Consider the following 24521-nt stretch of genomic DNA (forward strand, 5'->3'; position numbering starts at 1 on the left):
TTTCAATGTTGTCTGATGTGGCTGTGGATCATCGGGAAAAAGCCTATGCCCTTCTGAAAGCTGACGCTGATAAAATATTAAGACTGATTAAAGTCCAAATGGATAATCTCACAATGCCCCAGTGTCCACTATATGAAGAAGTTTTAGATACACAGATGTTTGGATTATCCCGTGAAATACATTTCGCAGTTCGCTTGAATTTAATCAGCGAAGTAGAAGGTAAAGATTTACTGGATAACTTGGAAAAGCAGCTGAACGTTCTGCACGAAGCTGCCCAGAAGTCATAACATAAAGCTCAAATTGCGACAGATCCTGTTGTAGTTTGGGCTTTTCTTATGTCTTCTCTTAAATGGAACGGAAGCTTCTAATCAGGTTAAATGTAAAATTGTCAGATTTGAAGGAATTTTGCCACAGTATAGAGAATCTAGGTAAGCGGAGTAACAGATTTTACGTACATAGAGGGAGTGGGAAAATGACAGAGACAAAGAAGATCAGTAAAGTACTTGTAGCGAACCGTGGAGAGATCGCCATCCGTGTATTCAGAGCGTGTACAGAGCTTAATATCCGTACAGTAGCGGTGTATTCCCAGGAAGACACCGGTTCCTATCACCGTTATAAAGCTGATGAGGCTTACCTTGTCGGGGCAGGAAAAAAGCCGATTGATGCGTACCTTGATATTGAAGGCATGATCGATATTGCCAAAAGTGTCGGCGTGGATGCCATTCATCCGGGCTATGGTTTTCTATCTGAAAATATTCAGTTTGCCAGACGTTGTGAAGAAGAAGGGATCGTTTTCATCGGTCCGACCAGTAACCATTTAAATATGTTCGGGGATAAGGTGAAAGCAAGGGATCAGGCTGTTCAGGCAGGCATACCGGTGATCCCGGGCAGTGATGGACCAGTGACTGGATTGAAGGAAATTCACGATTTCGGAGCCAGGCATGGTTTCCCCCTTATGATTAAAGCGGCTATGGGCGGGGGCGGCCGGGGAATGAGGGTGGTCCGAAGTGCTGAAACACTGGACGAGTCGTATGACCGTGCCCGTTCGGAAGCGAGAGCAGCTTTTGGAAGTGATGAAGTCTACGTTGAAAAGCTGATTGAGGAACCCAAGCATATCGAGGTGCAGATCATCGGAGACCGCGAAGGAAATATCGTCCATTTATATGAACGGGACTGCTCCGTGCAGAGACGTCATCAGAAAGTCGTAGAAATTGCTCCGAGTGTGAACTTGAGTGACCAGCTCAGGGAAGAGATTTGTCAGGCAGCTGTCAAGTTAATGGAAAACGTTTCTTATATCAACGCCGGAACAGTTGAGTTTTTAGTGACAGATGAAGAGTTCTTCTTTATTGAAGTGAATCCGCGTGTCCAGGTTGAGCATACCATTACGGAGATGATCACAGGAGTGGATATCGTCCAGACTCAGATCATGGTGGCGGAAGGCCGCAGTCTGCACAGCAGCCCTATAGGAATTCCGAAGCAGGAAGAGATCCGCACCCATGGTTTTGCTATCCAATCAAGGGTTACAACAGAAGACCCGCTCAATAATTTCATGCCCGATACCGGAAAAATTATGGCTTACCGTTCAGGTGGAGGTTTCGGTGTGCGTCTTGATGCGGGCAATGGATTTCAGGGAGCGGTTATTTCCCCGTATTATGACTCCCTGCTCGTGAAGCTGTCTACGTGGGCGCTGAGCTTTGATCAGGCGGCCCATAAAATGCTGCGGAACCTGAAGGAATTCAGAATCCGCGGGATTAAAACGAACATCCCTTTTCTGGAAAATGTTGTGCAGCACAAGCAGTTTCTATCAGGAGAGTATAATACGACGTTCATCGACAGGTCTCCGGAACTTTTTGTATTTCCTAAGCGGAAAGACCGTGGGACGAAGATGCTCACGTATATCGCGGACAGGACAATTAATGGATTTGAAGGGTATGGAAACAGGAAGAAGCCGGTGTTCCCTAAGCCGCGCATCCCTGTGATCAATCATTCTGAACGGATGCCCGGCGGGACGAAACAGATTCTTGATGAGCAGGGACCAGAAGGCCTCGCCGCATGGTTGAAAAGTCAAAAGCAAGTACTTCTGACCGACACCACCTTCCGTGACGCGCATCAATCTCTGCTGGCTACTCGTGTCCGTACAAAAGATCTGGAAAATATTGCGGAACCGACGGCACGTCTGCTGCCGGATTTGTTTTCGCTTGAGATGTGGGGAGGCGCAACTTTTGATGTATCCTACCGATTTTTGAATGAAGACCCGTGGGAAAGACTGTTGAAGCTGAGAGCCAAAGCCCCGAACGTGCTGTTCCAAATGCTTCTCCGCTCATCCAATGCAGTAGGTTATAAAAATTATCCGGATAACCTGATCCGTGAGTTCGTGGATAAGAGTGCATCCGCGGGGATTGATGTCTTCCGGATTTTCGATTCCCTGAACTGGGTGGAAGGGATGAAGCTGACAATCAATGCGGTTCGGGAATCCGGTAAAGTGGCAGAAGCGGCCATGTGCTATACCGGTGACATCCTTGATACAGGAAGACAAAAATATGACCTGGCCTATTATAAAAAGCTGGCGGAGGAACTGGAAGAGGCTGGTGCCCACATCCTCGGAATTAAGGACATGGCGGGGCTGTTAAAACCGGAAGCCGCCTATCAGCTGATTTCCACACTGAAGGAAACCGTAGATATTCCGATTCATCTTCATACACATGACACCAGCGGCAATGGACTGCTCACCTACAGTAAAGCTGTTGATGCAGGCGTGGATGTCGTTGATGTTGCTGCAGGTTCAATGGCCGGCCTTACTTCACAGCCGAGTGCCAACAGCCTCTACTACGCACTGGAGGGGCATGAGCGTAAGCCTGAGCTGAATATCGAATCTTACGAGAAGCTTGGCCATTACTGGGAAGACACTAGAAAATATTATCAGGATTTTGAGAGTGGCATGAATGCTCCACATACTGAGGTGTATGAACACGAAATGCCGGGAGGGCAGTACAGCAACCTTCAACAGCAGGCAAAAGCTGTCGGTCTTGGTGAGCGTTGGGACGAAGTGAAGAGCATGTACCGCCGGGTGAATGATATGTTCGGCGACATTGTTAAAGTCACACCATCCTCCAAAATCGTAGGAGACATGGCTCTTTATATGGTACAGAATGAATTGAATGAAGATGACATTTATGAAAAAGGGGAGTCCCTTGATTTTCCGGACAGCGTCATTGAATTTTTCCAAGGATACCTCGGTCAGCCTTATGGAGGGTTTCCGGCTGAATTACAGCGGATCATTTTGAAAGGAAGAGAACCTATCCAAGTACGTCCGGGCGAACTACTGGAGCCGGTCGACTTCAATAATTTAAAGGAAACACTCTTCCACTCTCTGGACAGACAGGTGACAAGCTTTGATATGATCAGCTATGCGTTGTATCCGAAGGTATTTATGGATCATCAAAAATTCAGAGACCAGTATGGAGATATGTCTATGCTCGATACGCCGTCCTTCCTTTATGGAATGAGACTCGGGGAGGAGATCGAAGTCGAAATCGAGCAGGGGAAAACCTTGATCGTAAAACTTGTTTCGGTAGGTGAACCTCAGGTCGACGGAACGAGGACGGTATACTTTGAGCTCAATGGCCAGCCCCGGGAGGTCGTCATCAAAGACGAAAATGTAAAAGCGGCTGTCCAGGAGCGTCCAAAAGCAGATAAAACAAATCAGAAGCATATCGGTGCGACAATGCCCGGCACGGTGATTAAAGTTTTATCCAGTAAAGGGGAAAAGGTGAACAAAGGCGACCATTTGATGATCACGGAAGCTATGAAAATGGAAACCACCGTTCAGGCTCCTTTTGATGGAGTGATCAAAGACATCTTCGTCAATAATCATGCAGCCCTTCATGTAGGCGACCTTTTGATTGAGTTTGAATAAAAAGGATTCAACGGATAACCGGCGGCTGGATAAGCAATAAATCCCGGTACCCTGCCTGTGTGTTCTTAAAGAGCACACAGGCAGGTTTTTTTATAGTGCAGGAATTTCCCTTTATATTTGAGCGGAAGCATGTAGGAACATTCAGTTATCAGGGCAGACTGATAGAAAAGGACATTTTTGTCATAGAACGTTCACTCCTGATGGTCCATGTTCCCGATACGGTCATGTAAAATAGACGGAGCGGAATTTACAACCGTATGACAGATTGAATGCAACTTCATGTACAACAGGCTGGCAGGCAGACGAAATTTCAGCTGAACATTTCAATGAACGTCGTCAACACTCCGGAAAGGGAGTGGAAATAAGCGGGCGTGGTAGATACTAAGAGGGAGGAGGACAGGTTTCACAAATTTGTCACAAATTCATAAAATTATCCGGTTTAAATAGATAGAAAAAACATTACATGATACAATTATTTTGATGTTTCTTGTCACTGGGATACGTGCAAGGACGGAAACATCTCCTGTTTCGTCATGAACTTGTTACAATGATGAATCAGGGGAAGTAGAAGGAGGAAGATAAACGATGGACAATCCAAGAACAGTCGAATCTGCTTCTACAGAAATGATCCAAACAAAAACCCAGGAAACTACTTTGTTAGCTGATATAAAAAGTTTAATCAAAGTTGGTATTATTAACTCTAATTTGATTACCGCGTTTACAGGGTTCTGGCTGGCCTTATATTTTACAGGCACTCTATTCACAGACCAGTGGGTCACTTTCCTGTTAACGATGCTTGGTACCGCTCTGGTGATAGCGGGTGGCTGTGTTATTAACAACTGGTATGATCGGGACATCGATCCGATCATGTCGAGAACTCAAACGCGTCCCACCGTTACAGGCTCCATATCACTGCCTGTAATTAAAAATATGGGAATCGCTCTCTCCATACTGGGGTTTGTTGTTCTGCTTTTCACTACATGGCAGGCAGCATTATGGGGGGCATTCGGATGGTTTGTCTACGTCGTCCTTTATACGATGTGGTCAAAACGCCGATACACGATCAACACGGTGATCGGAAGTTTTTCCGGCGCTGTCCCGCCGCTGATCGGCTGGGCTGCGGTGGATCCGGGCCTTCAGCTTGAAGCCCTGATTCTATTTCTGATTATGTTCATCTGGCAGACGCCTCACTTCCTGGCGCTTGCCATGAAGAAAAAAGATGAATATAAGGCTGCGGGTATTCCGATGCTGCCTGTTGTACACGGGTTTAAGATGACAAAGCGTCAGATCGTCGTCTACGTCGCATGTCTCCTGCCCCTGCCGGTATATCTGGCATCTCTGGGTCCTGTTTTTCTTGTCACAGCTTTCCTTTTATCCTTTGGCTGGCTGGCCCTGGGTATAGCTGGTTTCTTTATGAAGAATGATGATAAATGGGCCACATGGATGTTTGTTTATTCTTTGAATTATATGACCATCCTGTTTTTTATGATGGTAATCGTGACACTGCCTTTCCCATTTTAATGAACTGACCCCCGCTCCGGGGGTCGGTTATTAAATAAATCATGCATGACAAAAGAAAGAGAGGTATTTCAGATGAGAGGTTGGATGGGAAAATTCCGTTCGTTAATACTCTTTGGTGCACTGACACTGATTCTTACCGGTTGTGGTATTGAAAATGTTAGCGCTTTAAAACCAAAGGGATACGGATCGGAATTATTATTTGATCTAATGATGATCAGCATTGCAATCATGATTTTTGTCTTTGTTATCGTCATGGCAATCTATGCTTTCGTTCTATTCCGATTCCGGGAGAAAAAAGGACAGGAAGACAGGATTCCGAAGCAGACGGAAGGAAACAAGGCGTTGGAAGTGATCTGGACAGTCATTCCAATTATTCTCCTGCTTGTACTTGCAATCCCTACGGTTCAGGCAACGTTTGATCTTGCGGATCAATCTTCCCAGGATGATGAAGGGACACTGACGATCGATGTAACAGGGAATCAGTATTGGTGGCAGTTTACATACGCCGACCAGGAAATTTCAACGAGCCAGGAACTCTATATACCTACAAATGAAAGGGTATACTTAAACATGAAATCCAGCGATGTGATCCATTCATTCTGGGTTCCTGCTATTTCTGGTAAGATGGACACCAACCCTGGTGAAAACACGAACACGATGTACTTAGAAGCTTATGAAGAAGGGGTTTATGAAGGGTTCTGTGCAGAATTGTGCGGTCCTTCCCATTCATTGATGTACTTTAAAGTCGTAGCGGTCAGTCCTGACCAATATGACCAGTGGGTGGAGGATATGAAAAATGTGGATCCTGAAGCTGAACCTGAAACCGCTTCAGCTCAGGAAGGGCAGGAATTGTTCAACAACAACTGCATGAGCTGCCATGCCATCGGCGGAGGTTCTGCGGGGGTAGGCCCCAACCTGGCCAACTTTGGAAACCGTTCCAAAATCGCCGGTATTCTTGAGCCTACAAAAGAAAACCTGAAAGACTGGATCGTGCACCCTGATGAAATTAAGCCGGGCAACCAAATGCCTGCAGAGCTCGTGACAGAGGAAGAGGCTGATAAGATTGCTGACTATCTGCTGGAGCTGCAGCATTCGGATGTCGGTCAGGACGTTCCTGTCATTGAAGCAAGCGAATAAGTTTTGAGAAAGAGGTTGAAAAGGGAGGTTAAAGCGTGAGTACTGCAACAGCACAAAAGCGTGGGCTCGGCGCTGCGATTTGGGATTACTTAACTACGGTTGACCACAAAAAAATAGCCCACTTATATTTGGTAGCCGGCGGATTGTTTTTCTTAATCGGCGGACTTGAAGCCATGTTAATTCGTATTCAGCTGATGAAACCGGATAACAATTTCATCTCAGCTGGACTCTATAATGAAATGATTACGATGCATGGAACAACAATGATCTTTCTGGCAGCTATGCCGCTTATATTTGCTCTAATGAATGCGGTCGTCCCTCTGCAGATAGGGGCAAGGGACGTTGCCTTTCCATTCCTGAACTCACTCGGCTTCTGGCTGTTTTTGTTCGGGGGTCTTCTGTTGAATGTTTCCTGGTTTACAGGAGGGGCGCCGGATGCGGGATGGACCAACTATGCACCGCTCTCAACATCCTCCCCGGGACACGGCGTGGACTACTATGTCATGGGGCTGCAGATCTCAGGGGCAGGGACGTTAATCGGGGGGATTAACTTCCTTGTAACCATCGTCAATATGAGAGCGCCCGGGATGACTTATATGCGTATGCCGCTGTTTACATGGTCTACGTTCGTAACCAGCACATTGATTTTATTTGCTTTCCCGGCTTTGACGGTCGGTTTGTTCCTCATGATGTTTGACCGGATGTTCGGATCTGCATTCTTTGATGTCGGTCTCGGTGGTAACGTTATTATCTGGGAACACCTTTTCTGGATTTTCGGACACCCGGAAGTATACATTTTAATTCTTCCGTTATTCGGAGCATTCAGTGATATTTTCTCCAACTTTTCCAAGAAACGCCTGTTCGGTTATTCCGCTATGGTATTTGCGACAGTCCTGATCGGGTTCCTTGGATTCATGGTATGGGCTCACCATATGTTTACGGTCGGGATGGGACCGATTGCCAACTCCATCTTTGCTGTAGCAACGATGGCCATTGCCGTACCTACAGGAATTAAAATCTTTAACTGGCTGTTTACGATGTGGGGCGGTCAGATTAAAATGACCTCCGCCATGCTCTGGTCCATCGCTTTTATCCCGTCATTTACAATTGGAGGAATGACAGGGGTTATGCTTGCGGCCGCAGCAGCGGACTATCAGTATCACGATACGTATTTCGTTGTTGGACACTTCCACTACGTTATCGTCGGAGGGGTCGTCTTCGGTATATTTGCATCCCTTCACTACTGGTGGCCGAAAATGTTCGGTAAAGTTCTGAACGAGAAACTTGGAAAATTGGCATTCTGGCCGTTTTTCATCGGTTTCCATCTGACGTTCTTTATCCAGCACTTCCTTGGTCTTATGGGAATGCCGCGTCGTTACTGGGTCTTCCTGGAGGGACAGGGTCTCGATGCAGGAAACTTAATCAGTACGATTGGTGCATTCCTGATGGCTATTGGTACAGTCATCTTCCTGATTAACGTTGTGTACACGTCTGTAAAAGAGAAAAAGGTCAGCGGTGATCCTTGGAACGGCCGTACGCTCGAATGGTCCATTCCGTCACCACCGCCGCACTACAACTTCGTTCAAACACCACTTGTACGTGGTCTTGATCCGCTATGGGTGGAAAAAATGGATGGAAAAGAAGGCATGACACCGGCAGAACCGCTGGGGGATATTCATATGCCTAACGCTTCAATTCTTCCATTTACGATTTCTCTTGGGCTGTTCATCGCAGGATTTGGATTCATCTACCAGGTTGATGATCCAGCATGGCTTATCGCCGTCTTTGCAGGTATGGGAATCACGCTTGGTTCTATGCTGATCCGCTCACTGAAAGACGATCTCGGCCATCATATTCATAAAGAAGAACTGGAAGAAGATATTAAGAAAGGGGTGGGCAGATAATGAGTCATGAAGACGTTCTAAATCCGAAGCATATGCCCCATGATCCAGAAAAGGCCACCCTTGAAGGAAAAAATAAATTTCTGGGCTTTTGGTTCTTTCTTGGAGGAGAAACGGTGCTTTTCGCGAGTCTTTTCGGTACCTATCTCGCTCTGAATGGATCCACACAGGGGGAGAATACACCTGACCACCTGTTCGGCCTGGAACTTGTGTTCATCATGACGATGCTTCTCCTTACAAGCTCATTGACCAGCGTTTATGCGATGTACCATATGAAAAACCATAATTTCAGCAAGATGCAGACGTGGCTTGCCATTACGGTCTTTCTCGGTCTCGCGTTTCTTGGATGTGAGATTTATGAGTTCTACCATTACATCCATGAGTATGGATTCACGTTCCGTTCTTCAGCGTTTGGATCCGCATTCTATACGCTCGTTGGTTTCCACGGCGGACACGTATTGTTCGGACTCAGCTGGATTACGGCTCTTCTTCTCCGGAACCGGAAGAGAGGACTGAATCTGTACAACGCTCCGAAGTATTATATCGCCAGCCTATACTGGCACTTCATTGACGTCGTATGGGTGTTCATCTTCACCGTTGTATACCTTATGGGAAAGGTGGGTTAACGGATGGCTGATCAAACACAATCCAAACCGATGCACAAAGTGGAATATGAGAAGCAGCAGCATAAAGAGGAAATGAAGCACCAGGTCCTGACCTTTGCTTTAATGATCCTGTTTACGCTGATTGCCTTTGGTATGGTCGTCATGGAAGTGAATTCCTATTTCATTATTCCTACGCTGATCATCCTTGCTATCGTGCAGGTCGCTTTCCAGCTTTACTATTTCATGCATATGAAAAACAAGGGGCATGATATGGTTGCATTAATGATGTACGGGGGAGCAGCTGTCGCTCTTCTGACGATTATCACCTTTACTTCGATCATCTGGTGGTAATCACTAAAAATCAGATAGGTGAAAAGCAAAAAGACCGGATATCCGGTCTTTTTGCGTCTATCAACAGTTATGGCTAAATTATGAACAATCGTAAAATTCTGCCTGGAAGGCTCGTTTTTTATAGTTAAATTAGGTAAAATGAAAACGTATAAGTCTACAATCTGAGGTGAGACACCAATGTGGTTGGAACTACAAATATTCGGGTTTCGGGCGTTATGGAGTCCTTTTTACTTTCTGTTTGTCCTCGGACTGGCTCTGGTCTATTTCTACATCACAGGCCCCGGCAGGAAAAAGGGGGAGGAGAGGCCCAATCCAGCCCGGCAGTTTATGTTTTATACAGGCCTTGTGCTCTTGTATATCGTAAAAGGATCTCCTGTTGATTTACTGGGGCACATCATGTTTACGGCCCATATGACGCAGATGGCTTTGTATTACCTTTTGTTTCCGATCCTTATCATCCGTGGGATTCCCGCATGGATATGGGAATGGCTGTTCAAACAGAACGTTGTACGTCCAGTGATGAAGCTGTTGACAAAGCCGCTCCTATCTTTGATTTTGTTTAATGGGTTGTTTTCGCTTTACCATATGCCGGTTATTTTTGACTACGCCAAATCCAGTGAAACCGCCCATGCGGTGATTACTACCGTCATTTTGATTACCGCCTTTTGTATGTGGATTTCCATATTTCCACCTCTCGAAAGTATGGATGCTCTCAGTCCTATTATGAAAATCGGGTTCATATTTGCGAATGGGGTACTGATTACACCTGCGTGTGGATTGATTATTTTTGCAGGGTCCCCGCTGTATGCGACCTATTCAGAAGCAGGCGCCTGGCTGCAGGCCATGAGTCTGTGCGTACCCGTTAACGTGCTGTCGGACTTATCTGCAAGCTTAAGCGGTCCGGCTTATTTCACTCCGATGCCGCTTATTGAAGATCAGCAGCTGGGTGGCATCATTATGAAGGTGACACAGGAAATCATATTTGGTTCCGTCATCGCCTATATTTTCTTCAGCTGGTTCAACCGTGAGCGTGATACCATTGATCCGCTTCCTGGTGAGCTGTCGTCGGAAACATAGAGAGATTTGATTGAGGAGAGGTGAAGGTATGCCTTTGCTGCCGACGTTGAGTACATTTTTCATCGTTTTGAGCGCTGTTTTAGTTGCAGTCGGCTGGGTGTTGATCGTAAAGGAAAGAAGGGAGCCGCACAGGAAAGTGATGATAGCGGCCGCTGTCAGTGCCCTGACATTTTTCATTATTTACGTAAGCCGGACCATTGTTGTAGGAAACACAAGCTTTGGCGGTCCGGACGACATTAAAATTTTTTATACTATCTTTTTAATTTTCCACATCTTCCTGGCAACAGTGGGGGCGGTCTTTGGAATTGTTACACTCGTCCTTGCTTTTAAACGGAAGATCAGCAGGCACCGGCGTGTGGGGCCCGTGACAAGCGTGATCTGGTTCTGTACAGCGGTTACCGGAGTAGCCGTCTACCTGCTCTTATATATCATCTATGATGGTGGAACGACCACAAGTATGATCAAGGCTATACTTGGAGGGTGAGGAAACAACGGACCGTACGAACGGTCCGTTGTTTTTATTTTGAAAGAAGTGTTTTTATTGTTTAAACCACGGGGATAAAAGGAATAGGAGAACCGATGGACATAATCTGCCTACATAATGAAAGGGATGGATAAAAGTGGAAATTAATACAGGAAGGCTGCGGATTTTTCCGATCACCCTTGATCTGGCTCAAACCTTAATGAAGAATTCATTGGCTTTTTATTATCAATACCAGCTCCCCTGGAACAAAAACTGGCCTCATGACGGCTTGAAAGCCATGCTGCCTATTTATACGGAACGATTGGAGGAGCGTGCAGAAGAAATGGGGTTTGGTCCCTGGGTGATGATGGACGCCGCAGGGGAACATGTCGTTGGAGATATCGGCTTTAAAGGGAGCCCTGATGAGGATGGGAACATCGAAATCGGCTATCATGTCGTTGCCTCGGAGAGGAATGCAGGCTATGCTTCCGAAGCCGTCGGCGAGTTGTGCCGTTGGGCATTCACCCAGCCGGGGGTGGAAGGCATTGAGGCTCAGTGTGATAAAGGAAATATTCCGTCACAAAAAGTTTTGATCAATAATGGTTTTTCTCATACAGGAAGAAGCCAGGACATTCTGGTCTTCAAGAAGGAAAAAGCAAGAAATGACCATAAACAGAATTCATATAAGGCTAAATAAAGCAGCAAAAAACCTGAAGCACCGCTTCAGGTTTTTTGTTTGTATAAAAAGTACCCCCGTAAGGAAGTGTTCTGTTTGGTTTCTCCCGGCTGCCTTTGGAGAGGGTGTGATCTACATACAGATGTCATTGATGTTAAAGTTTATAGTTCCATTTGATAATGCCGGCTTCTTTGGCTGAGTTAAAGGCAATAACCACGAGCGGTCCAAGGATGAATCCAAGCAGACCGATCAGCTGCAGACCAAGATACATAGCAATCAATGTAGCCAGCGGAGATAACCCGATGTGTCGTCCCATCACCTTTGGCTCTACAGTTCTTCGTATGGCAAGCAGGATTACAGCCAGGACACCCAGCTGTGTTCCCATGGCAATATCCCCGACAATGAACATGTACACGGACCATGGACCGAGAATAACTATGGAACCAATTATCGGGACAAAATCAATCGCCCATATAATCAGCGACATGATGACGGCCACCTCCGGCGTAATCCAGAGCAGTCCAATAAGGGAGACGACAAAAATAATGATACTTACAAGAAACTGTGCCTTTAAAAAGCCAAAAACGACATACCCGAGACGGGCGTTCATGAACTTCACTTTTTCAGATGTGGCTTCAGTAAAAGAGTCATGCATCTTTTCACGCAGACGCGGAAGTTCAAGCATGAACAGAAACAACGCAATCAAGTAAACGAGGAAGCTGACAAGCAGTTCCGGGATTTTTGCTGCTGCAGCTGCAATGTTGCCCAGCTGCAGCCTTTCTGAAATGGCCGTAGTGGTCCGGTCGACGGTGTTGTATATTTCATTGGTCACTTTATCGACGAATTCCTTCGGCATATTTTGAGTGAAGCTGGCCATGTGTTTTTCCCAGTCTAACAGCACATTGTTTATTTGATTAATGTATAACGGTGCGTTATCTGCCAGCTGGACCACCTGCGTGACAGCTCTTGTGACAGCAAAAGCTCCAAGCAGTCCGAGTAGAATGAGAAACAGCAGAAAGACAATCGTCACCGACATTTTTCTGTTGATCCGGAACCGGAACTGCATCAGACGTACGGCTGGGTTTAAAAACAGGGCCGTCACAAACGCAAGGATCAAGGGAATGGACACAGGCAGGATGAAGTAACCTGCCACGATGAGCAGGATGGAAAGTATAAGTAGAATCCATTGTTTTTTTGAAAGATAGCGTAACAATTTATGTAATTTTCTCCTTTCCCCATTAAAATCAAGTGATTTTCTTATCCGGGGGATTCCGGTTTTAAAAAAAGCCGCTCACCATACAATGATGTGCGACTAAAGAAATCACTTATTGGGTGAACCTCAGCGGCGGTCCGGGTCGTTTGAAAGCTCTTCCACTTTTTGCAGGACTTCGTCGTTTTCGTTTTCCTGTGCCCATTTTTTCAGCTTGTCCAGGACAACGTGCTCCGGTACCTGGCTGTGGTATTTTTTCGCAGGTTCAGCTACTTTGGCAATCAGTGCTTTGGCTTTTTGGATCATGTCATCTGAGAAACCTTCCTGATGCCCGTATTCTACACCGTGAGGGTAGTAATGACGGCCGAGCAGCGGCTTCATCAGACGGATCACCGCATCTCCTTTATCAACGTCTCCTTCAAGGGCAAACCCTTGAATCCGGACGTAGTGGGTAATGTTTTTCTCAGGAGCCATTAGTTTGTAATCATATGTAACACGTTCATAATCCCAGGAACCGCCCAGGATAAATCCGTTTTTCTCCATGATTTCAGTCAATGGTTTGTAATCGACCACAAGACCTTCAAGACCAGTGCCTTCTAATTTCATTACTTTCCACCTCACCTATTTGGTATGTATCTTCCTTCATTTTAGTATGAAATGACCCAGGTTGCAATTCCTGGCAGAAACACCAGGGCGTGTCAGCAGTTTCCTCATCATTATACTATAAATAGACAGAGGCTGCATGTAATAAATTCGGTCGATCGGGGACACTAAACAGTGATCATGATCAATGAGGAGGATCTTTGTATGAAAACTGTAAAAGATATCATGACGAAGGATGTTTCCGTTTGTCAGACGAGTGACCAACTAAGTGATGCAGCCAAGCTGATGAAAGACAAAAACGTCGGGGCTGTTCCTGTCTGCGACGATCAAGGCAATGTGATGGGTATGGTCACAGACCGTGACTTGGTTATCCGCGGCTATGCGGATAAAAAACCGGATTCAACACCAATTCAGCAGGTGATGAGTGACCGGATGTACAACTGCGCACCGGATTGTTCCCTGGAAGAAGCGAGCCGTATCATGGCTCAACACCAGGTCCGCCGCCTGCCTGTTGTTGAAAACGGACGTCTGGCCGGAATCATCTCCCTTGGTGACCTGTCCACAGATGAGATGTCTGATCATGCAGCAGGTGTGGCGCTGCAGGATATTTCAGAACGGCCTGAACTTCATTAATAATGGAAAGCCTGCCTGCCGCAGGCTTTTTTTATTTCATCCATGAAGGGGATTTTCCGTTTAGATGAACGCCTGCCTCCATGATGCATAGGCTATACTGTTAGTTTTTAAGTGTGAGGTGGGATGAGGATGAGTACAGGGGAACTGCATCCATCTGTCCAGCAGTTCAAAGCATTTGTCGATCAACACCCCGGCGTCAAAAATCAATTGAGAAAAGATCATAAGCTTATTCAAAGCTATTATGAAAAGTTTATGATCCTCGGTGAGGATGACCCTTTTTGGGAAAGTCTGCCTGAGGCGGAGAAGAAAATTGATACGACAAAGAAGATGGATTGGCTGAAACAACTGGGTGTCCTTATGGAAGATTTGAACTGGGAAGAGGTCTCGAAGCAGATAGAGGAATTGAATGGAGCGATCGGGCAGTTTCAGCAGTTTATGACGGATGTAAGAAAAACACGCCAAAAAGATGAGCAGGAATTTGAATATCCGTATTATTAATTTCTTGCAGGTGGAAAGTTTCTCTCATTTCCATCTGCTTTTCTATTTGATAAGATAGAGAGGGAGGTGGACATACAGTATGTTAGCAACAATGGAAATTGTCGATCTTTTGGACCGTTCAGAAACGATTGGCCAGATGGTTCTACATTCTGAAACGATGCAGCAATATCAGGAGGCAAAATTTGCTCTTGAACAAGATAAAGAGGCGCAGAGACTCATTAAAAGCTTTGCAGATATGAAAGATCATTATGAGGATGTGCAGCGATTTGGACGCTACCACCCTGATTATAACTCCATCATGAAGCAGGTCCGCACCGTAAAACGCGAGATGGACATGCATGAAACGGTGGCCCGGTTCAAGCGGGCAGAACGGAATATCCAAAAACTACTGGATGAAATCAGTGAGAGTGTTGCCTTCAGTGTGAGTCAGCAGATCAAAGTGCCTAAGAACGGCATGGCCCTGACAGACACAGGCTGCAGCGGCGGCTGTGGCAGTGGGGGAAGCTGCGGGTGTGCTTCCTGATTACGGGTTCGTAAAACGGATGCAGTCGTCACAGAAATTGCCGCAGCAGAACATTTTTCTCTGCGGGACGAGAAACCGCACACGGTAAACATAAAACGTCTGAGTCCTGCGTACATAATTCATCGCAAGGCTCAGGCGTTTTCCTTTCATCGCTTTCGCCGCACACCATTTTAATTGTTCTTCCATCTCCTTTTGTGAGGTGTTCTCTTTTGGATACACATAGACAAAAGGAAGACCTGTAAACGATTTGAACTCTGCTTTTAATAGGAGATCGGATTCATTCAGCAGCTTTTCAAACAGCTGCACGGCTCTTTCGTGGTCAGTCCACATCCAGGACACTCCTTTCTGAAATTGTCTGATTTCATTGCCCCCGTTCTGAGGATTTGGTACACTTACGTTAGAAATCAACGTTCCACAGGGAGTCGAGGGATGGTATGAACAAAACAAACCGGCAAGGTCTTATCGTATATTTTCAGCATATGAAAAATATTAGACAGATAAAAAAACACGGTCACTTGATCTACGCCTCCAAAAAGATGAAGTATGCGTTACTTTATGTGAATCAAGAGGATGTTGAATTCAAGATGGAAAAACTGGAGCGGTTACCTTTCGTTTCCCGTGTTGTCCCTTCGCATAAACCGGAAGTGCGCACGGATTATGAAAATTCCAAGCCTGATAAAGCGAAGCAGTATGATTATAAAATGGGAATATGATTCCACAAAAAAAGCGCCCTCCGGGGCGCTTTTTTCAGCTTAATGGAGCAATGTACCGGTTCATCCGTAAAATCCCGATCAAATGCTGATAATATAATTCCGTTTCCGGAAACAGGGAGGAAGGTTTGATGGTAAACTCATGAACTTCTTTATCCGCCTGCTTCACCATCTTTTGAAAAAGCTCAAACCGCTGATTCGGAATCTCATGCGGATTAGGGATTCCTTCACGACATATGTAAATCGGCTGGAATTTCCCGTTTGCCGTCGGGTTCATGACCAACGCGAGGGAAGCGGAAGGTCTTCCTTCTTTCTCGCAGTAAAAGGCGATGGCATGCTGAATGCGATCAGGCATCCGCTCCCCCATTTCAATCAGTTCATAAATATCGGCGTAGCCTTCGCCGAGTTCAATAAATTTTTGTATCATGAGCATGTACGTCCTTTCTCGTATCCATTAAACTAAACGTAGCATGTTTTTTTCTAAATGTGAACGATAAATATACTAGAAGCAGCAGGTGGGTTGCCCTATGAAGTTCTTTGTTAGGATGGCCTCCATCATTTTGATCGGCGGCATGTTGGTCTTATTATACCCATGGAGCGGGTTAGAGAAGAAGGGGGAAGAGCCAGAGGAGTCAGGAGAGGTGGGCGTCCATGTAAAAAGGAGCATGCTCCACATTTCTTATACGTTTCACAACCTGGCGCCGGGCATTTACAAAGTTGAATTACCGGTGAAGGCCGGGGAGCTGTCCTGTTCTTATGAAAACGGCCGTTCCTGCTGGATGGACCATCAGCAGTTGAACTACGAGGGCGGGGACCCTGTGACTGTTCACTATCAACAGCCTTTTGAAGAGGGTTTTGTCGATCAGTCATGGCTTTTGAAACTTCACAAGGATGGTGAATACCAGGATATCCCTTTCACCTTGACTGTAAAGGACTTCTCAAAGGAAGCTTTGATATGGACGGCTCCTGTGAAGCTGGAGAGCAGCATCGCTATGGAACATGTCCATTATTACCGCTTCCAGGTGGCGGAAGAGCCCTTTCCTTTATTCGCTGCTGATCAAACACAGCAGGATGTATGGGACGTTGAACATAATACGGTCATCTATGAAAAGGATGAGCCCCTTACCTATGAACAAAAAGCAGACCTCCGTCGGGCGCTGGAAGGGCAGATCGGGAGGATTGTTGAGCTGGACCGCAGCCATTCAAGAATTGCGGAATCTCTTGTGACACGGAAAGACAGGGAGGTGGAGAAGCTTGAAGGAGAAATTCTCACTGCCCACCTTCAATCATTCGCTGACGGATTATCTGATTTTCACAAACAGGTTATCCAGGACGTGTATCGTTCTGACCCTCCATTGACAGAAGCTGGAGAACAGATAAAGTCAGGCTTGTCGACGCAGGAGCTCCAGTCCTGGAAAGAAGTGCTCCTATCTGAAGATCAGGTGGAGAATGTTCCGGTTTTCCTTGACGACACGCTTTCGGAAATAACACAAGGGACGACTCATTACTTCCAAAGGGCAGGAGTCAATAAGGATGTTCCCTTCTTTTTCACCGTAGATCAGGCTCTCCAATTCCAACGAGCCCGTCTGGAGGGAAGGGCGGTCCGGTACAAGCAGGCCTGGTACTACCCACTGGCTTCCATTTTAAAAGCGTCCGGTTTTTCATGGAGCACCCTTGAAAACGGAAAGGGGTATCGAATACAGACAGATGATAACCATTTTCGTTTTTTCGTGGATCAGGATTCCTTTATCGTGAATGAAGAGGGCTTCGGCACGGGAGAGGAAGTAGTCAAGTCCCTGGGAGGGGTTGTGTACATGAAAGAGGAAGAGCTGGAGAACCTCCTCGATATCCAGGCGGTAAAGGATGAAGGCATGATTACTTTCCAAAAAAAATAGGGCTGTCCATAAAGGACAGCCCCGCTTTTTTGTATCATGCGAAATGAAACAAAAAAGTAAAGGGAGAGGAGAAACCGGAGGAAGAGCTTATGGGGATGTAAGCCTTCTCCGTTTTCAGAAGCAGTATCATCCGCTTCAAAAACTAGTATGGACGGAGGTCTTTTCTTTTATTCACGATGGGTGAAATTTTTTCTTGCTCCGTCATCACAGGGTTGGACTTCCCTGGTTGTTCGGATTTGTGGTAGGATTATGGGGAATGCTGACAAGTGAGGTGTACTGGATGCGAGTGATTGCAGGCGATTTTAAGGGAAGACCGTTGAAGTCTGTCCCTACACATAAAACACGTCCAACGACAGATAAAGTGAAAGAAGCTGTGTTCCACGGGATCGGCCCTTTTTTTGATGGAGGCAGGGCTCTCGATCTTTTTGCTGGAAGCGGAGGTCTCGGAATCGAAGCACTCAGCCGGGGTGTAGGTTCCTGTGTATTTGTTGACCAGCAGCATCAGGCGGTCAAAACCGTATATGAAAACATTGAACTGCTGAAGCTGGAGGACCGCACCGAGGTTTTCCGTACGGATGCGTACCGGGCCATGAAAGCAGCGGGGAAACGCGGGCTTCAGTTTGACTACATCTTCCTGGATCCTCCTTATAAGAAGTTTTCCTATGAGGAGCTGATGGAAGCGCTTTTAGAACATGATCTTGCTGCTGAAGGAGCGAGAATTATCTGCGAGCATGATGCTTCGGAAAAAATCCCCGAGCAGGTGGGTCCGTTTAAACGGGTGAAAACCGATCATTATGGCAGTAATATCGGTGTATCTATTTTTGAATGAGGAGTGAAACGTATGACACGGCTGGCAATCTGCCCGGGAAGTTTTGATCCCGTTACATATGGACATCTGGATATCATCCGCAGGGGAGCGAAAGTATTTGACCACGTCATTGTGGCGGTGTTTAATAACCAGAGTAAATCCCCGCTGTTTGATGTGCATGAAAGAACAGCCCTTTTAAAAGAAGTGACTAAAGATCTTGATAACGTTTCTGTGGATGCATGCAATGGTCTTTTAATGGATTACGCAGAAGAAAAGGGCGCCCAGGCTATTATCCGTGGATTAAGAGCGGTTAGTGACTTTGAATATGAAATGCAGATTACGTCCATGAACAGAAAACTGAACGATGATATTGAGACGTTTTTTGTTATGACGAATAATCAGTATTCTTTCCTGAGTTCAAGCATTGTGAAGGAAGTAGCGAAATACCGGGCCAACATCGGTGATCTTGTGCCACCACCCGTGGAAAAAGCACTTTCTGAAAAATTTTAATCAAAAGGTATAATAAATATACGGATAAAGGCTGTCGAGCTGATGCTCGGCAGCCTTCCTATTTAATGATTTTTTACTGCCTGGGTCCGCCAGCGGATGATAATCATCAGCAGGATGGCACTCAATGTCAGCGGTGGTCCGTACTGTTGGAAAAATGCAAGGATGGAAAACGGATCAGAACGGGCAGGGTTCCAGCTTGGAATGGTCGATGTCTGAAAAGGCTGATACAAAACGTACATCAGGTACGTCAGACAGGCAGCAATGACGGCGTGCGCGCACCTGGCGAGAGCGTAGGGAAGGAAACGTATATCCGTCTCTGCCAGAATGCTTGCAATCTGGGCTTGTATAGAAAAGCCGTGAAATCCGAGGATGAAACTGACAGCCGCCAGCTGAGCCGGGAGTGATTCATGGGACTGAGTGACAGCACCGATCCCTGTCGTCAGTTCAAGCATCCCTGCAGTTAAAGGGACATGAAACCCTTCCGGGAGTGCGGTGAGGGCCAGGAAATGGGTGAACAGGTGGATGAGCCCCGTCTGCTTCAATAATTCGGTCAGTACGGAAAACAGCATGATGAAGCCGCCCACCATCAGCAGGGTATCCACAGATTTGGTCACTGCATCCCCCAGCAGTTTTCCGAGCGTCCGGCCGTCCCTTAATCTGGAGTGGTGCATCGTCCAGAAGGCCTCTTTGAGAGAAGAGGAGGTGTGATCCCTCCTTTGTGTCCGGTCCTTTCTTTTATAAAACCTCATCAGGATACCAATGATAAAGTTGCCGCCGTAATGGGCTGCAGCAATTAAAATTCCGAGTCCTGCATCGTGGAAAAAGCCGACCGCTACGGCCCCGAAAATAAATAGAGGGCTGGAGGCGTTCGTGAAAGCTACGAGCCTTTCCGCCTCGGTTCTTGTGACCTGTCCGTTTTTGTAGAGGTCAGTTGTCCACCTGGCTCCTGCTGGATATCCGCTGGCCATTCCCATGACCCACACAAACCCTCCGCAGCCGGGGACATTGAACAGCGGACGCATGATCCGCTCACTGACAGCACCGAGGCCGTGGACGACACCGAACCCGATCAAAAGCTCAGCGGTGATGAAAAAAGGAAGAAGGGATGGGAAAACGACTTCCCACCAAAGATCAAGGCCTCTCAAGCTCGCGGTTAAAACGGGAGTAGGGAATAAAATTAAAGATGCAGCCAGTCCGACTGCAAATACAGCGAAAGTGATGGTTTTTATCACAGGTAAGGCCCCCCTCCTTTCCGCCCGCAGTTTCCTGTACTTATGATTGTGGAAATAGTAAAATGGTGATAGATTTCGACAAAGTTACCACTTGTCCCTATATCATTTGTACGCTCATAAGGGAATGGTTTATTCCATAAAATAAACCACATGATGAAGGGGGAGTATCCGTGAATAGACCTGTTATCGGCCTTGCGCTTGGTTCAGGGGGAGCGCGTGGGTTCGCTCACCTGGGTGTTATTAAAGTCCTTCATGATCATGATATTCCTGTGGATATGGTGGCAGGCAGCAGTATGGGAGCTCTCGTCGGCTCTTTTTTTGCTGCCGGACAGAGCATTGATGATATGTATAAACTGGCCTTAACCTTTAAACGTAAATATTACCTTGATTTTACTGTGCCTAAGATGGGCTTTGTACAGGGGCGCAGGATTAAAGAATATATCCGGCTGTTTACGTTTGGTAACAATATCGAGGATTTTAAAATCCCTCTTTCGATTGTAGCTACAGATCTGTATGCCGGAGAAAAAAAGATATTCACGACAGGACCTGCTTGTGATGCTGTCCGGGCAAGTATCGCTATACCGGGAATCTTTGTGCCTGAGAAAATCAATAACCGACTGTATGTAGACGGTGGTGTGATTGACCGTGTTCCTGTTTCTGTTGCCAAACAGATGGGTGCTGATTTCATTATTGCCGTGGATTGTGCCCATTTTGATTCCGACCCCAACATTCATTCTATTTATGATGTGATCACCCAAAGTATCGATATTATGCAGGATGAACTCGTCAACGCCATCGGGGTGTCCTCTGATGCAGATGTGATGATCAAGCCTGATGTAGCGGCCTACAGTTCACGAGCGTTTACGAACCTTGAGGAAATCGTGAAGGCAGGTGAAAAGGCGGCGGAGGATCGGATAGAGGAAATCAAGAGAAAGCTTGCGGCGTGGAAGGAGTTAAATGATTATGAGAGCGAATAGAAAACTGGTTATTACAGGGATTATCGTTATTTTAGTGACGGTCCTGTTAACCTCATGGCGTCTGCCTTATTACATATACAAACCAGGGACTGCGGATGCACTGGACGACATTGTAGAAGTGGCGGGAGGCTACCCGAGTGAAGGGGACATGCACCTCGTAACGGTCCGGGGTGGACAAGCGACGCCGGTTCTCTGGCTGCTTGCCCAGTTTCAGCCATTTCATCAAATTTACCCGATCGAAGACATCCGTCCGGAAGGGGTAAGTGAAGAAGAGTATTACCATGCACAGCTGCAGATGATGGAATCCTCTCAAGAGGCATCTAAAGTGGTCGCTTACCAGGCGGCAGACAGGGATATTGAAATCAATTACGAAGGTGTTTTCGTGATGAGTGTAATTGAAGGGATGCCGGCGGAGGAAGTACTGGAGACCGGAGATCAAATTACAAAAGTGGATGGCAATGACATTCAGGAGACGAGTGACCTGATTGACTATGTGAATGGTAAAGAAGCTGGATCAAAGGTTACCTTGACGCTCATCCGTGAAGAAAAAACCTTGGAGCGTGACATCGAACTGGCTCCTTTTCCTGATACGCCGGAAAAAGTAGGAGTAGGGATTTCGCTTGTAACCGACAGGACGGTCAAAGTAGATCCTGAAGTAAATGTGAAAAGCGGGGAAATCGGCGGGCCGAGCGCTGGATTGATGTTCTCGCTTGAAATCTATGATCAATTGACAGAACAGGATATTACTCAAGGACTTGAGATCGCTGGAACAGGGGAAATCAATTACGAAGGAATCGTCGGACGCATCGGAGGCATTGATAAGAAAGTCGTGGCAGCCTCAGAACATGGAGCCGATGTTTTCTTTGCCCCTAATGAAGAAGGAAGAGAAGGATCGAACTATGAAACCGCCAAAGCGGCAGCAGAAGAAATCGATACAGAAATGGAAATCGTCCCTGTCGACACTTTCCAGGATGCTCTGGAATATTTAGAAAAACGGAATGCTGATCAAATCTGACTGTCATAAAAAGCCGTGCCCTGGAAGGGGCACGGCTTTTTTTAAGGGTGGGATGGCAGAATGACAGGCGCCTCAAATTCTCTATTCAGCCGGTTTACCCGCACAGCGGCTGGGAAGAGGCTGTAATAGGCAGCGGCCGCACGTGCTTCAAGGTCAAGAAGCGGATGCTGCATCGCCTGTGGCTGGGTGATGAACGGAATGCGTGTTTCTTTTTTCGCCCATTTCAAATATTTTCTTCCGGACTCGTTCATACCAAGGATGCGGGCATAGGGAGGGGGCGTCTCTCTTAAGCCCCTTCGTGCGTCCTCTTTGTCTGTACCGACGAGCACATGGGTCATTGTCCGCTGAAGTCTCGTCCACGTATAGCGTTTCGTTTTGACACGGTTCATGAAGTCCTCGAAGGTGACTGCTTTTTTCATCGCTCGTTTTAAGCGGTATTCAAGCCCCTCATCTACGCCGTGGAAACAGCGGAGTGTGTCTTCATCCATCGTCAGGATCTTATATTGGAGCAGGTGGAAATAAGCTTCCCACTCATGCCAGCAGCCGTACATCTGTTTATAATCATCCAGAAGGGACGGGACGGACGACGGCAGGGTCTCTTCCGTTTCCTTGGTCAAAGTTCCGGCCTTAAGCATCTGCCTCCGGATGCTTGTAGCGCTTGCAATCGGACCGGTGATGTTTTCATCATGATAATGGCTGTTCTTCCTGTGAATGGTTAATGGAGTGACAGAAGGAGCGTGGGACAGGATCTGTTTGACATAGCTGTAGCCCAGGATGTTATTGGGCTGGGAAAGATCGACCGCTCCTGAAGGGAACTGGATGGACTCATAGGCCAGGCGGGAGGATTCAGGGAAAGAATGTCCTTCGTTCAGGTGACTTCTCAAGGATGCGTTAAATTCATCCTGGTGGTCATTCATATGGCTGTATGCGTCCATGAAGGCACCGATATCCCCGCTTTCACTTCCGAAACATATCGCGTCGACCCCGGCTTCTGCGAGTGTCTGAACAGCTCCCTGGCTGAAATAGTCGCTGTGCTGGACGGCATAAAGGAACGGCAGTTCAAGAACAAGGTCCGCCCCGTTTTTCAAGGCTGTTTCCGCCCGGTGCCATTTATCCATTATGGCTGGTTCTCCGCGCTGCAGAAAATGACCGCTCATAATGGCGATCATCACATCCGCCCCGGAGTGCTCCCTGGATTGCTCCAAATGATAGTAATGCCCGTTATGAAACGGGTTGTACTCGACAACAACCCCGCATGATCTCATAAAAAGCCTCCTTTAGCTGATTTCCGCTGTTGAACATGTGTTTGGTTTATTTTATCATGGAATAGGGGAAAATTCGCTTGTTTCCCTGTAAATATGTTATCTTTATTAAACAACACAGCTGAAAGGAAATGCTGTAAAGAAAAAATATTGACAAATCAGCGAAATCCTTTTACAATAACTCTTGTTGCCATGAGGTGATAACTATGAAATTTCCTCTACAAAAACTCAAACAGACGGGTGATGATCCGTTTTACTTTGAGGAACATGTAGATATTCGCGAATTAGAACAGATGAACAATGACATTCGCAGGATTTCCCCTGTTCATGTCAAAGGTCAAGCAATCACACGAGGAAATGATATAACGGTAACTTTTTCGATTGATGGAGAAATGGTGTTGCCTTGTGCCCGGACGTTAGTAGATGTGACTTACCCATTTCACATTGATGCTCTGGAGGCATTCAATCTGTCACCTTACCATACAGAAGAAGATGACTCTGAAGTTCATCCCGTGAATGGAGAAGTGCTTGACTTAACGCCTTATATCAAGGAAAATGTACAACTGGAGATTCCGACACGCGTATTTTCCGAAGATGATGAGGCTCATGAAGCAGCCCCTGATGAAGGGAAAGGCTGGCAGGTGGTTACAGAGGAACCAGAGGAAAAGAAAGTGGATCCTCGAATGGCTAAACTGCAATCATTATTGAATGACAAAGAGAACGAATAAGACTATCTTCATGGTTCTCAGATTCTTACTTAAAGGAGGTGTACAACATGGCAGTACCTAAGCGCAGAACGTCTAAGAAAGTCAAGAACCAACGCCGTACGCACAAGAAACTTCACGCACCAGGAATGGTGAAATGTGATAACTGCGGCGAGTTCTCAAAACCACACCATGTTTGCAAATCTTGTGGACAATATAATGGAAAACAAGTGGTGAACAACTAATTCACCAGGAAAGCCTGACTTCGGTCAGGCTTTTTTTTATGGCCGTATA

The 24521-nt window shown here is 46.5% G+C and carries 27 protein-coding genes; 21 read left to right on the top strand and 6 right to left on the bottom strand.

Annotated elements, in window-relative coordinates; translation table 11 throughout:
- The first annotated feature begins 5 nt into the window (after positions 1-5).
- From ACXAJH_RS01585 to ACXAJH_RS01630, 10 genes are all read left to right on the top strand, one after another.
- Positions 6-287, top strand: a complete 282-nt coding sequence (locus ACXAJH_RS01585; protein ID WP_027954072.1) for an Fpa/YlaN family protein — start codon at positions 6-8, stop codon at positions 285-287.
- A 185-nt stretch (positions 288-472) separates the two neighbouring features.
- Positions 473-3916: a pyruvate carboxylase gene (pyc, locus tag ACXAJH_RS01590; protein ID WP_474992927.1), complete on the top strand. Its 3444-nt coding sequence runs from the start codon at positions 473-475 to the stop codon at positions 3914-3916.
- 585 nt (positions 3917-4501) lie between these two features.
- Complete coding sequence (cyoE, locus tag ACXAJH_RS01595; protein WP_474968395.1) at positions 4502-5437, top strand: heme o synthase; 936 nt, start codon at positions 4502-4504, stop codon at positions 5435-5437.
- A gap of 72 nt (positions 5438-5509) precedes the next feature.
- Positions 5510-6574: a cytochrome c oxidase subunit II gene (gene coxB / locus ACXAJH_RS01600; RefSeq protein ID WP_474971521.1), complete on the top strand. Its 1065-nt coding sequence runs from the start codon at positions 5510-5512 to the stop codon at positions 6572-6574.
- A gap of 35 nt (positions 6575-6609) precedes the next feature.
- A complete protein-coding gene (gene ctaD, locus ACXAJH_RS01605) occupies positions 6610-8478 on the top strand; it encodes a cytochrome c oxidase subunit I (protein WP_474968397.1) in 1869 nt (622 codons plus the stop codon).
- Positions 8478-9101, top strand: coding sequence for a cytochrome (ubi)quinol oxidase subunit III (locus ACXAJH_RS01610; RefSeq protein ID WP_474968398.1), 624 nt, complete (start codon positions 8478-8480; stop codon positions 9099-9101). The genes ctaD and ACXAJH_RS01610 overlap by 1 nt, the downstream gene beginning before the upstream one ends.
- 3 nt (positions 9102-9104) lie before the next feature.
- Complete coding sequence (gene ctaF, locus ACXAJH_RS01615; protein ID WP_027954078.1) at positions 9105-9431, top strand: cytochrome c oxidase subunit IVB; 327 nt, start codon at positions 9105-9107, stop codon at positions 9429-9431.
- 177 nt (positions 9432-9608) lie between these two features.
- On the top strand, positions 9609-10508 hold the full coding sequence (ctaG, locus tag ACXAJH_RS01620) for a cytochrome c oxidase assembly factor CtaG (RefSeq protein WP_474968399.1): 900 nt from the start codon (positions 9609-9611) through the stop codon (positions 10506-10508).
- A gap of 28 nt (positions 10509-10536) precedes the next feature.
- The gene (locus tag ACXAJH_RS01625) at positions 10537-10992 is read left to right on the top strand and encodes a DUF420 domain-containing protein (RefSeq protein ID WP_474968400.1); all 456 of its coding nucleotides are present in this window, start codon (positions 10537-10539) and stop codon (positions 10990-10992) included.
- A 136-nt stretch (positions 10993-11128) separates the two neighbouring features.
- Positions 11129-11668 carry a GNAT family N-acetyltransferase gene (locus tag ACXAJH_RS01630; protein WP_474971520.1) on the top strand — a complete coding sequence of 180 codons (540 nt, stop codon included), beginning with the start codon at positions 11129-11131 and terminating at the stop codon, positions 11666-11668.
- 133 nt (positions 11669-11801) lie between these two features.
- Here the strand turns inward: ACXAJH_RS01630 and ytvI are convergent, their stop codons facing one another.
- On the bottom strand, positions 11802-12860 hold the full coding sequence (ytvI, locus tag ACXAJH_RS01635) for a sporulation integral membrane protein YtvI (protein WP_474968402.1): 1059 nt from the start codon (positions 12858-12860) through the stop codon (positions 11802-11804).
- A 126-nt stretch (positions 12861-12986) separates the two neighbouring features.
- Entirely contained in the window at positions 12987-13463 is a 477-nt protein-coding gene (locus ACXAJH_RS01640) for a YugN family protein (RefSeq protein WP_474968403.1), read from the bottom strand.
- Positions 13464-13664: 201 nt separating this feature from the next.
- Here ACXAJH_RS01640 and ACXAJH_RS01645 point away from each other — a divergent pair, with 201 nt between their 5' ends.
- From ACXAJH_RS01645 to ACXAJH_RS01655, 3 genes are all read left to right on the top strand, one after another.
- Positions 13665-14093 carry a CBS domain-containing protein gene (locus ACXAJH_RS01645; RefSeq protein WP_027954084.1) on the top strand — a complete coding sequence of 143 codons (429 nt, stop codon included), beginning with the start codon at positions 13665-13667 and terminating at the stop codon, positions 14091-14093.
- Positions 14094-14222: 129 nt separating this feature from the next.
- A complete protein-coding gene (ylbD, locus tag ACXAJH_RS01650) occupies positions 14223-14591 on the top strand; it encodes a spore coat protein YlbD (protein ID WP_474968404.1) in 369 nt (122 codons plus the stop codon).
- A 79-nt stretch (positions 14592-14670) separates the two neighbouring features.
- Entirely contained in the window at positions 14671-15114 is a 444-nt protein-coding gene (locus ACXAJH_RS01655; protein WP_474971519.1) for a YlbF/YmcA family competence regulator, read from the top strand.
- Here ACXAJH_RS01655 and ACXAJH_RS01660 read toward each other — a convergent pair whose 3' ends face one another.
- Positions 15115-15444, bottom strand: coding sequence for a hypothetical protein (locus ACXAJH_RS01660; RefSeq protein WP_474968406.1), 330 nt, complete (start codon positions 15442-15444; stop codon positions 15115-15117).
- 104 nt (positions 15445-15548) lie between these two features.
- On the opposite strand from ACXAJH_RS01660, the gene ACXAJH_RS01665 reads away from it, so the two are divergent.
- Positions 15549-15827, top strand: a complete 279-nt coding sequence (locus ACXAJH_RS01665) for a YlbG family protein (protein WP_027954088.1) — start codon at positions 15549-15551, stop codon at positions 15825-15827.
- Positions 15828-15861: 34 nt separating this feature from the next.
- Here the strand turns inward: ACXAJH_RS01665 and ACXAJH_RS01670 are convergent, their stop codons facing one another.
- Complete coding sequence (locus tag ACXAJH_RS01670) at positions 15862-16251, bottom strand: DUF7147 family protein (protein ID WP_474968407.1); 390 nt, start codon at positions 16249-16251, stop codon at positions 15862-15864.
- 100 nt (positions 16252-16351) lie between these two features.
- Here ACXAJH_RS01670 and ACXAJH_RS01675 point away from each other — a divergent pair, with 100 nt between their 5' ends.
- From ACXAJH_RS01675 to coaD, 3 genes are all read left to right on the top strand, one after another.
- Positions 16352-17719 (top strand): hypothetical protein, encoded by a 1368-nt coding sequence (locus ACXAJH_RS01675; protein ID WP_474992929.1) that lies wholly within the window; start codon positions 16352-16354, stop codon positions 17717-17719.
- 256 nt (positions 17720-17975) lie between these two features.
- Positions 17976-18548, top strand: a complete 573-nt coding sequence (gene rsmD / locus ACXAJH_RS01680; protein WP_474968409.1) for a 16S rRNA (guanine(966)-N(2))-methyltransferase RsmD — start codon at positions 17976-17978, stop codon at positions 18546-18548.
- A gap of 12 nt (positions 18549-18560) precedes the next feature.
- On the top strand, positions 18561-19037 hold the full coding sequence (gene coaD / locus ACXAJH_RS01685; RefSeq protein WP_474968410.1) for a pantetheine-phosphate adenylyltransferase: 477 nt from the start codon (positions 18561-18563) through the stop codon (positions 19035-19037).
- Positions 19038-19099: 62 nt separating this feature from the next.
- Here coaD and ylbJ read toward each other — a convergent pair whose 3' ends face one another.
- A complete protein-coding gene (ylbJ, locus tag ACXAJH_RS01690) occupies positions 19100-20269 on the bottom strand; it encodes a sporulation integral membrane protein YlbJ (RefSeq protein WP_474968411.1) in 1170 nt (389 codons plus the stop codon).
- A 170-nt stretch (positions 20270-20439) separates the two neighbouring features.
- Here ylbJ and ACXAJH_RS01695 point away from each other — a divergent pair, with 170 nt between their 5' ends.
- A complete protein-coding gene (locus ACXAJH_RS01695) occupies positions 20440-21246 on the top strand; it encodes a patatin-like phospholipase family protein (RefSeq protein WP_474968412.1) in 807 nt (268 codons plus the stop codon).
- Positions 21233-22261, top strand: coding sequence for a SepM family pheromone-processing serine protease (locus ACXAJH_RS01700; protein ID WP_474992931.1), 1029 nt, complete (start codon positions 21233-21235; stop codon positions 22259-22261). Before ACXAJH_RS01695 ends, ACXAJH_RS01700 begins: the two co-directional genes overlap by 14 nt.
- Positions 22262-22302: 41 nt before the next feature.
- Here the strand turns inward: ACXAJH_RS01700 and ACXAJH_RS01705 are convergent, their stop codons facing one another.
- Positions 22303-23526 (bottom strand): nucleotidyltransferase, encoded by a 1224-nt coding sequence (locus ACXAJH_RS01705; protein WP_474992933.1) that lies wholly within the window; start codon positions 23524-23526, stop codon positions 22303-22305.
- A 203-nt stretch (positions 23527-23729) separates the two neighbouring features.
- Here ACXAJH_RS01705 and ACXAJH_RS01710 point away from each other — a divergent pair, with 203 nt between their 5' ends.
- Both ACXAJH_RS01710 and rpmF read left to right on the top strand, forming a co-directional pair.
- A complete protein-coding gene (locus tag ACXAJH_RS01710) occupies positions 23730-24251 on the top strand; it encodes a YceD family protein (RefSeq protein WP_027954098.1) in 522 nt (173 codons plus the stop codon).
- A 47-nt stretch (positions 24252-24298) separates the two neighbouring features.
- A complete protein-coding gene (gene rpmF, locus ACXAJH_RS01715) occupies positions 24299-24472 on the top strand; it encodes a 50S ribosomal protein L32 (protein ID WP_027954099.1) in 174 nt (57 codons plus the stop codon).
- The last annotated feature ends 49 nt before the right edge of the window (positions 24473-24521 follow it).

Source organism: Halobacillus sp. ABD4_316 (assembly GCF_056161385.1).

What these genes read in the sequence shown, in the direction of transcription:
- ACXAJH_RS01665 (WP_027954088.1), top strand. Translation starts at nt 15,549, where the DNA reads ATGAACAAAACAAACCGGCAAGGTCTTATCGTATATTTTCAGCATATG.
- ACXAJH_RS01660 (WP_474968406.1), bottom strand. Translation starts at nt 15,444, where the DNA reads ATGTGGACTGACCACGAAAGAGCCGTGCAGCTGTTTGAAAAGCTGCTG.
- ACXAJH_RS01710 (WP_027954098.1), top strand. Translation starts at nt 23,730, where the DNA reads ATGAAATTTCCTCTACAAAAACTCAAACAGACGGGTGATGATCCGTTT.
- ACXAJH_RS01625 (WP_474968400.1), top strand. Translation starts at nt 10,537, where the DNA reads ATGCCTTTGCTGCCGACGTTGAGTACATTTTTCATCGTTTTGAGCGCT.
- pyc (WP_474992927.1), top strand. Translation starts at nt 473, where the DNA reads ATGACAGAGACAAAGAAGATCAGTAAAGTACTTGTAGCGAACCGTGGA.
- ACXAJH_RS01675 (WP_474992929.1), top strand. Translation starts at nt 16,352, where the DNA reads ATGAAGTTCTTTGTTAGGATGGCCTCCATCATTTTGATCGGCGGCATG.
- rsmD (WP_474968409.1), top strand. Translation starts at nt 17,976, where the DNA reads ATGCTGACAAGTGAGGTGTACTGGATGCGAGTGATTGCAGGCGATTTT.
- ACXAJH_RS01640 (WP_474968403.1), bottom strand. Translation starts at nt 13,463, where the DNA reads ATGAAATTAGAAGGCACTGGTCTTGAAGGTCTTGTGGTCGATTACAAA.
- ctaG (WP_474968399.1), top strand. Translation starts at nt 9,609, where the DNA reads ATGTGGTTGGAACTACAAATATTCGGGTTTCGGGCGTTATGGAGTCCT.
- ACXAJH_RS01610 (WP_474968398.1), top strand. Translation starts at nt 8,478, where the DNA reads ATGAGTCATGAAGACGTTCTAAATCCGAAGCATATGCCCCATGATCCA.
- ACXAJH_RS01700 (WP_474992931.1), top strand. Translation starts at nt 21,233, where the DNA reads ATGAGAGCGAATAGAAAACTGGTTATTACAGGGATTATCGTTATTTTA.
- ACXAJH_RS01705 (WP_474992933.1), bottom strand. Translation starts at nt 23,526, where the DNA reads ATGAGATCATGCGGGGTTGTTGTCGAGTACAACCCGTTTCATAACGGG.
- ACXAJH_RS01670 (WP_474968407.1), bottom strand. Translation starts at nt 16,251, where the DNA reads ATGATACAAAAATTTATTGAACTCGGCGAAGGCTACGCCGATATTTAT.
- ylbD (WP_474968404.1), top strand. Translation starts at nt 14,223, where the DNA reads ATGAGTACAGGGGAACTGCATCCATCTGTCCAGCAGTTCAAAGCATTT.
- coxB (WP_474971521.1), top strand. Translation starts at nt 5,510, where the DNA reads ATGAGAGGTTGGATGGGAAAATTCCGTTCGTTAATACTCTTTGGTGCA.
- cyoE (WP_474968395.1), top strand. Translation starts at nt 4,502, where the DNA reads ATGGACAATCCAAGAACAGTCGAATCTGCTTCTACAGAAATGATCCAA.
- rpmF (WP_027954099.1), top strand. Translation starts at nt 24,299, where the DNA reads ATGGCAGTACCTAAGCGCAGAACGTCTAAGAAAGTCAAGAACCAACGC.
- ACXAJH_RS01655 (WP_474971519.1), top strand. Translation starts at nt 14,671, where the DNA reads ATGTTAGCAACAATGGAAATTGTCGATCTTTTGGACCGTTCAGAAACG.
- coaD (WP_474968410.1), top strand. Translation starts at nt 18,561, where the DNA reads ATGACACGGCTGGCAATCTGCCCGGGAAGTTTTGATCCCGTTACATAT.
- ACXAJH_RS01585 (WP_027954072.1), top strand. Translation starts at nt 6, where the DNA reads ATGTTGTCTGATGTGGCTGTGGATCATCGGGAAAAAGCCTATGCCCTT.
- ctaF (WP_027954078.1), top strand. Translation starts at nt 9,105, where the DNA reads ATGGCTGATCAAACACAATCCAAACCGATGCACAAAGTGGAATATGAG.
- ACXAJH_RS01645 (WP_027954084.1), top strand. Translation starts at nt 13,665, where the DNA reads ATGAAAACTGTAAAAGATATCATGACGAAGGATGTTTCCGTTTGTCAG.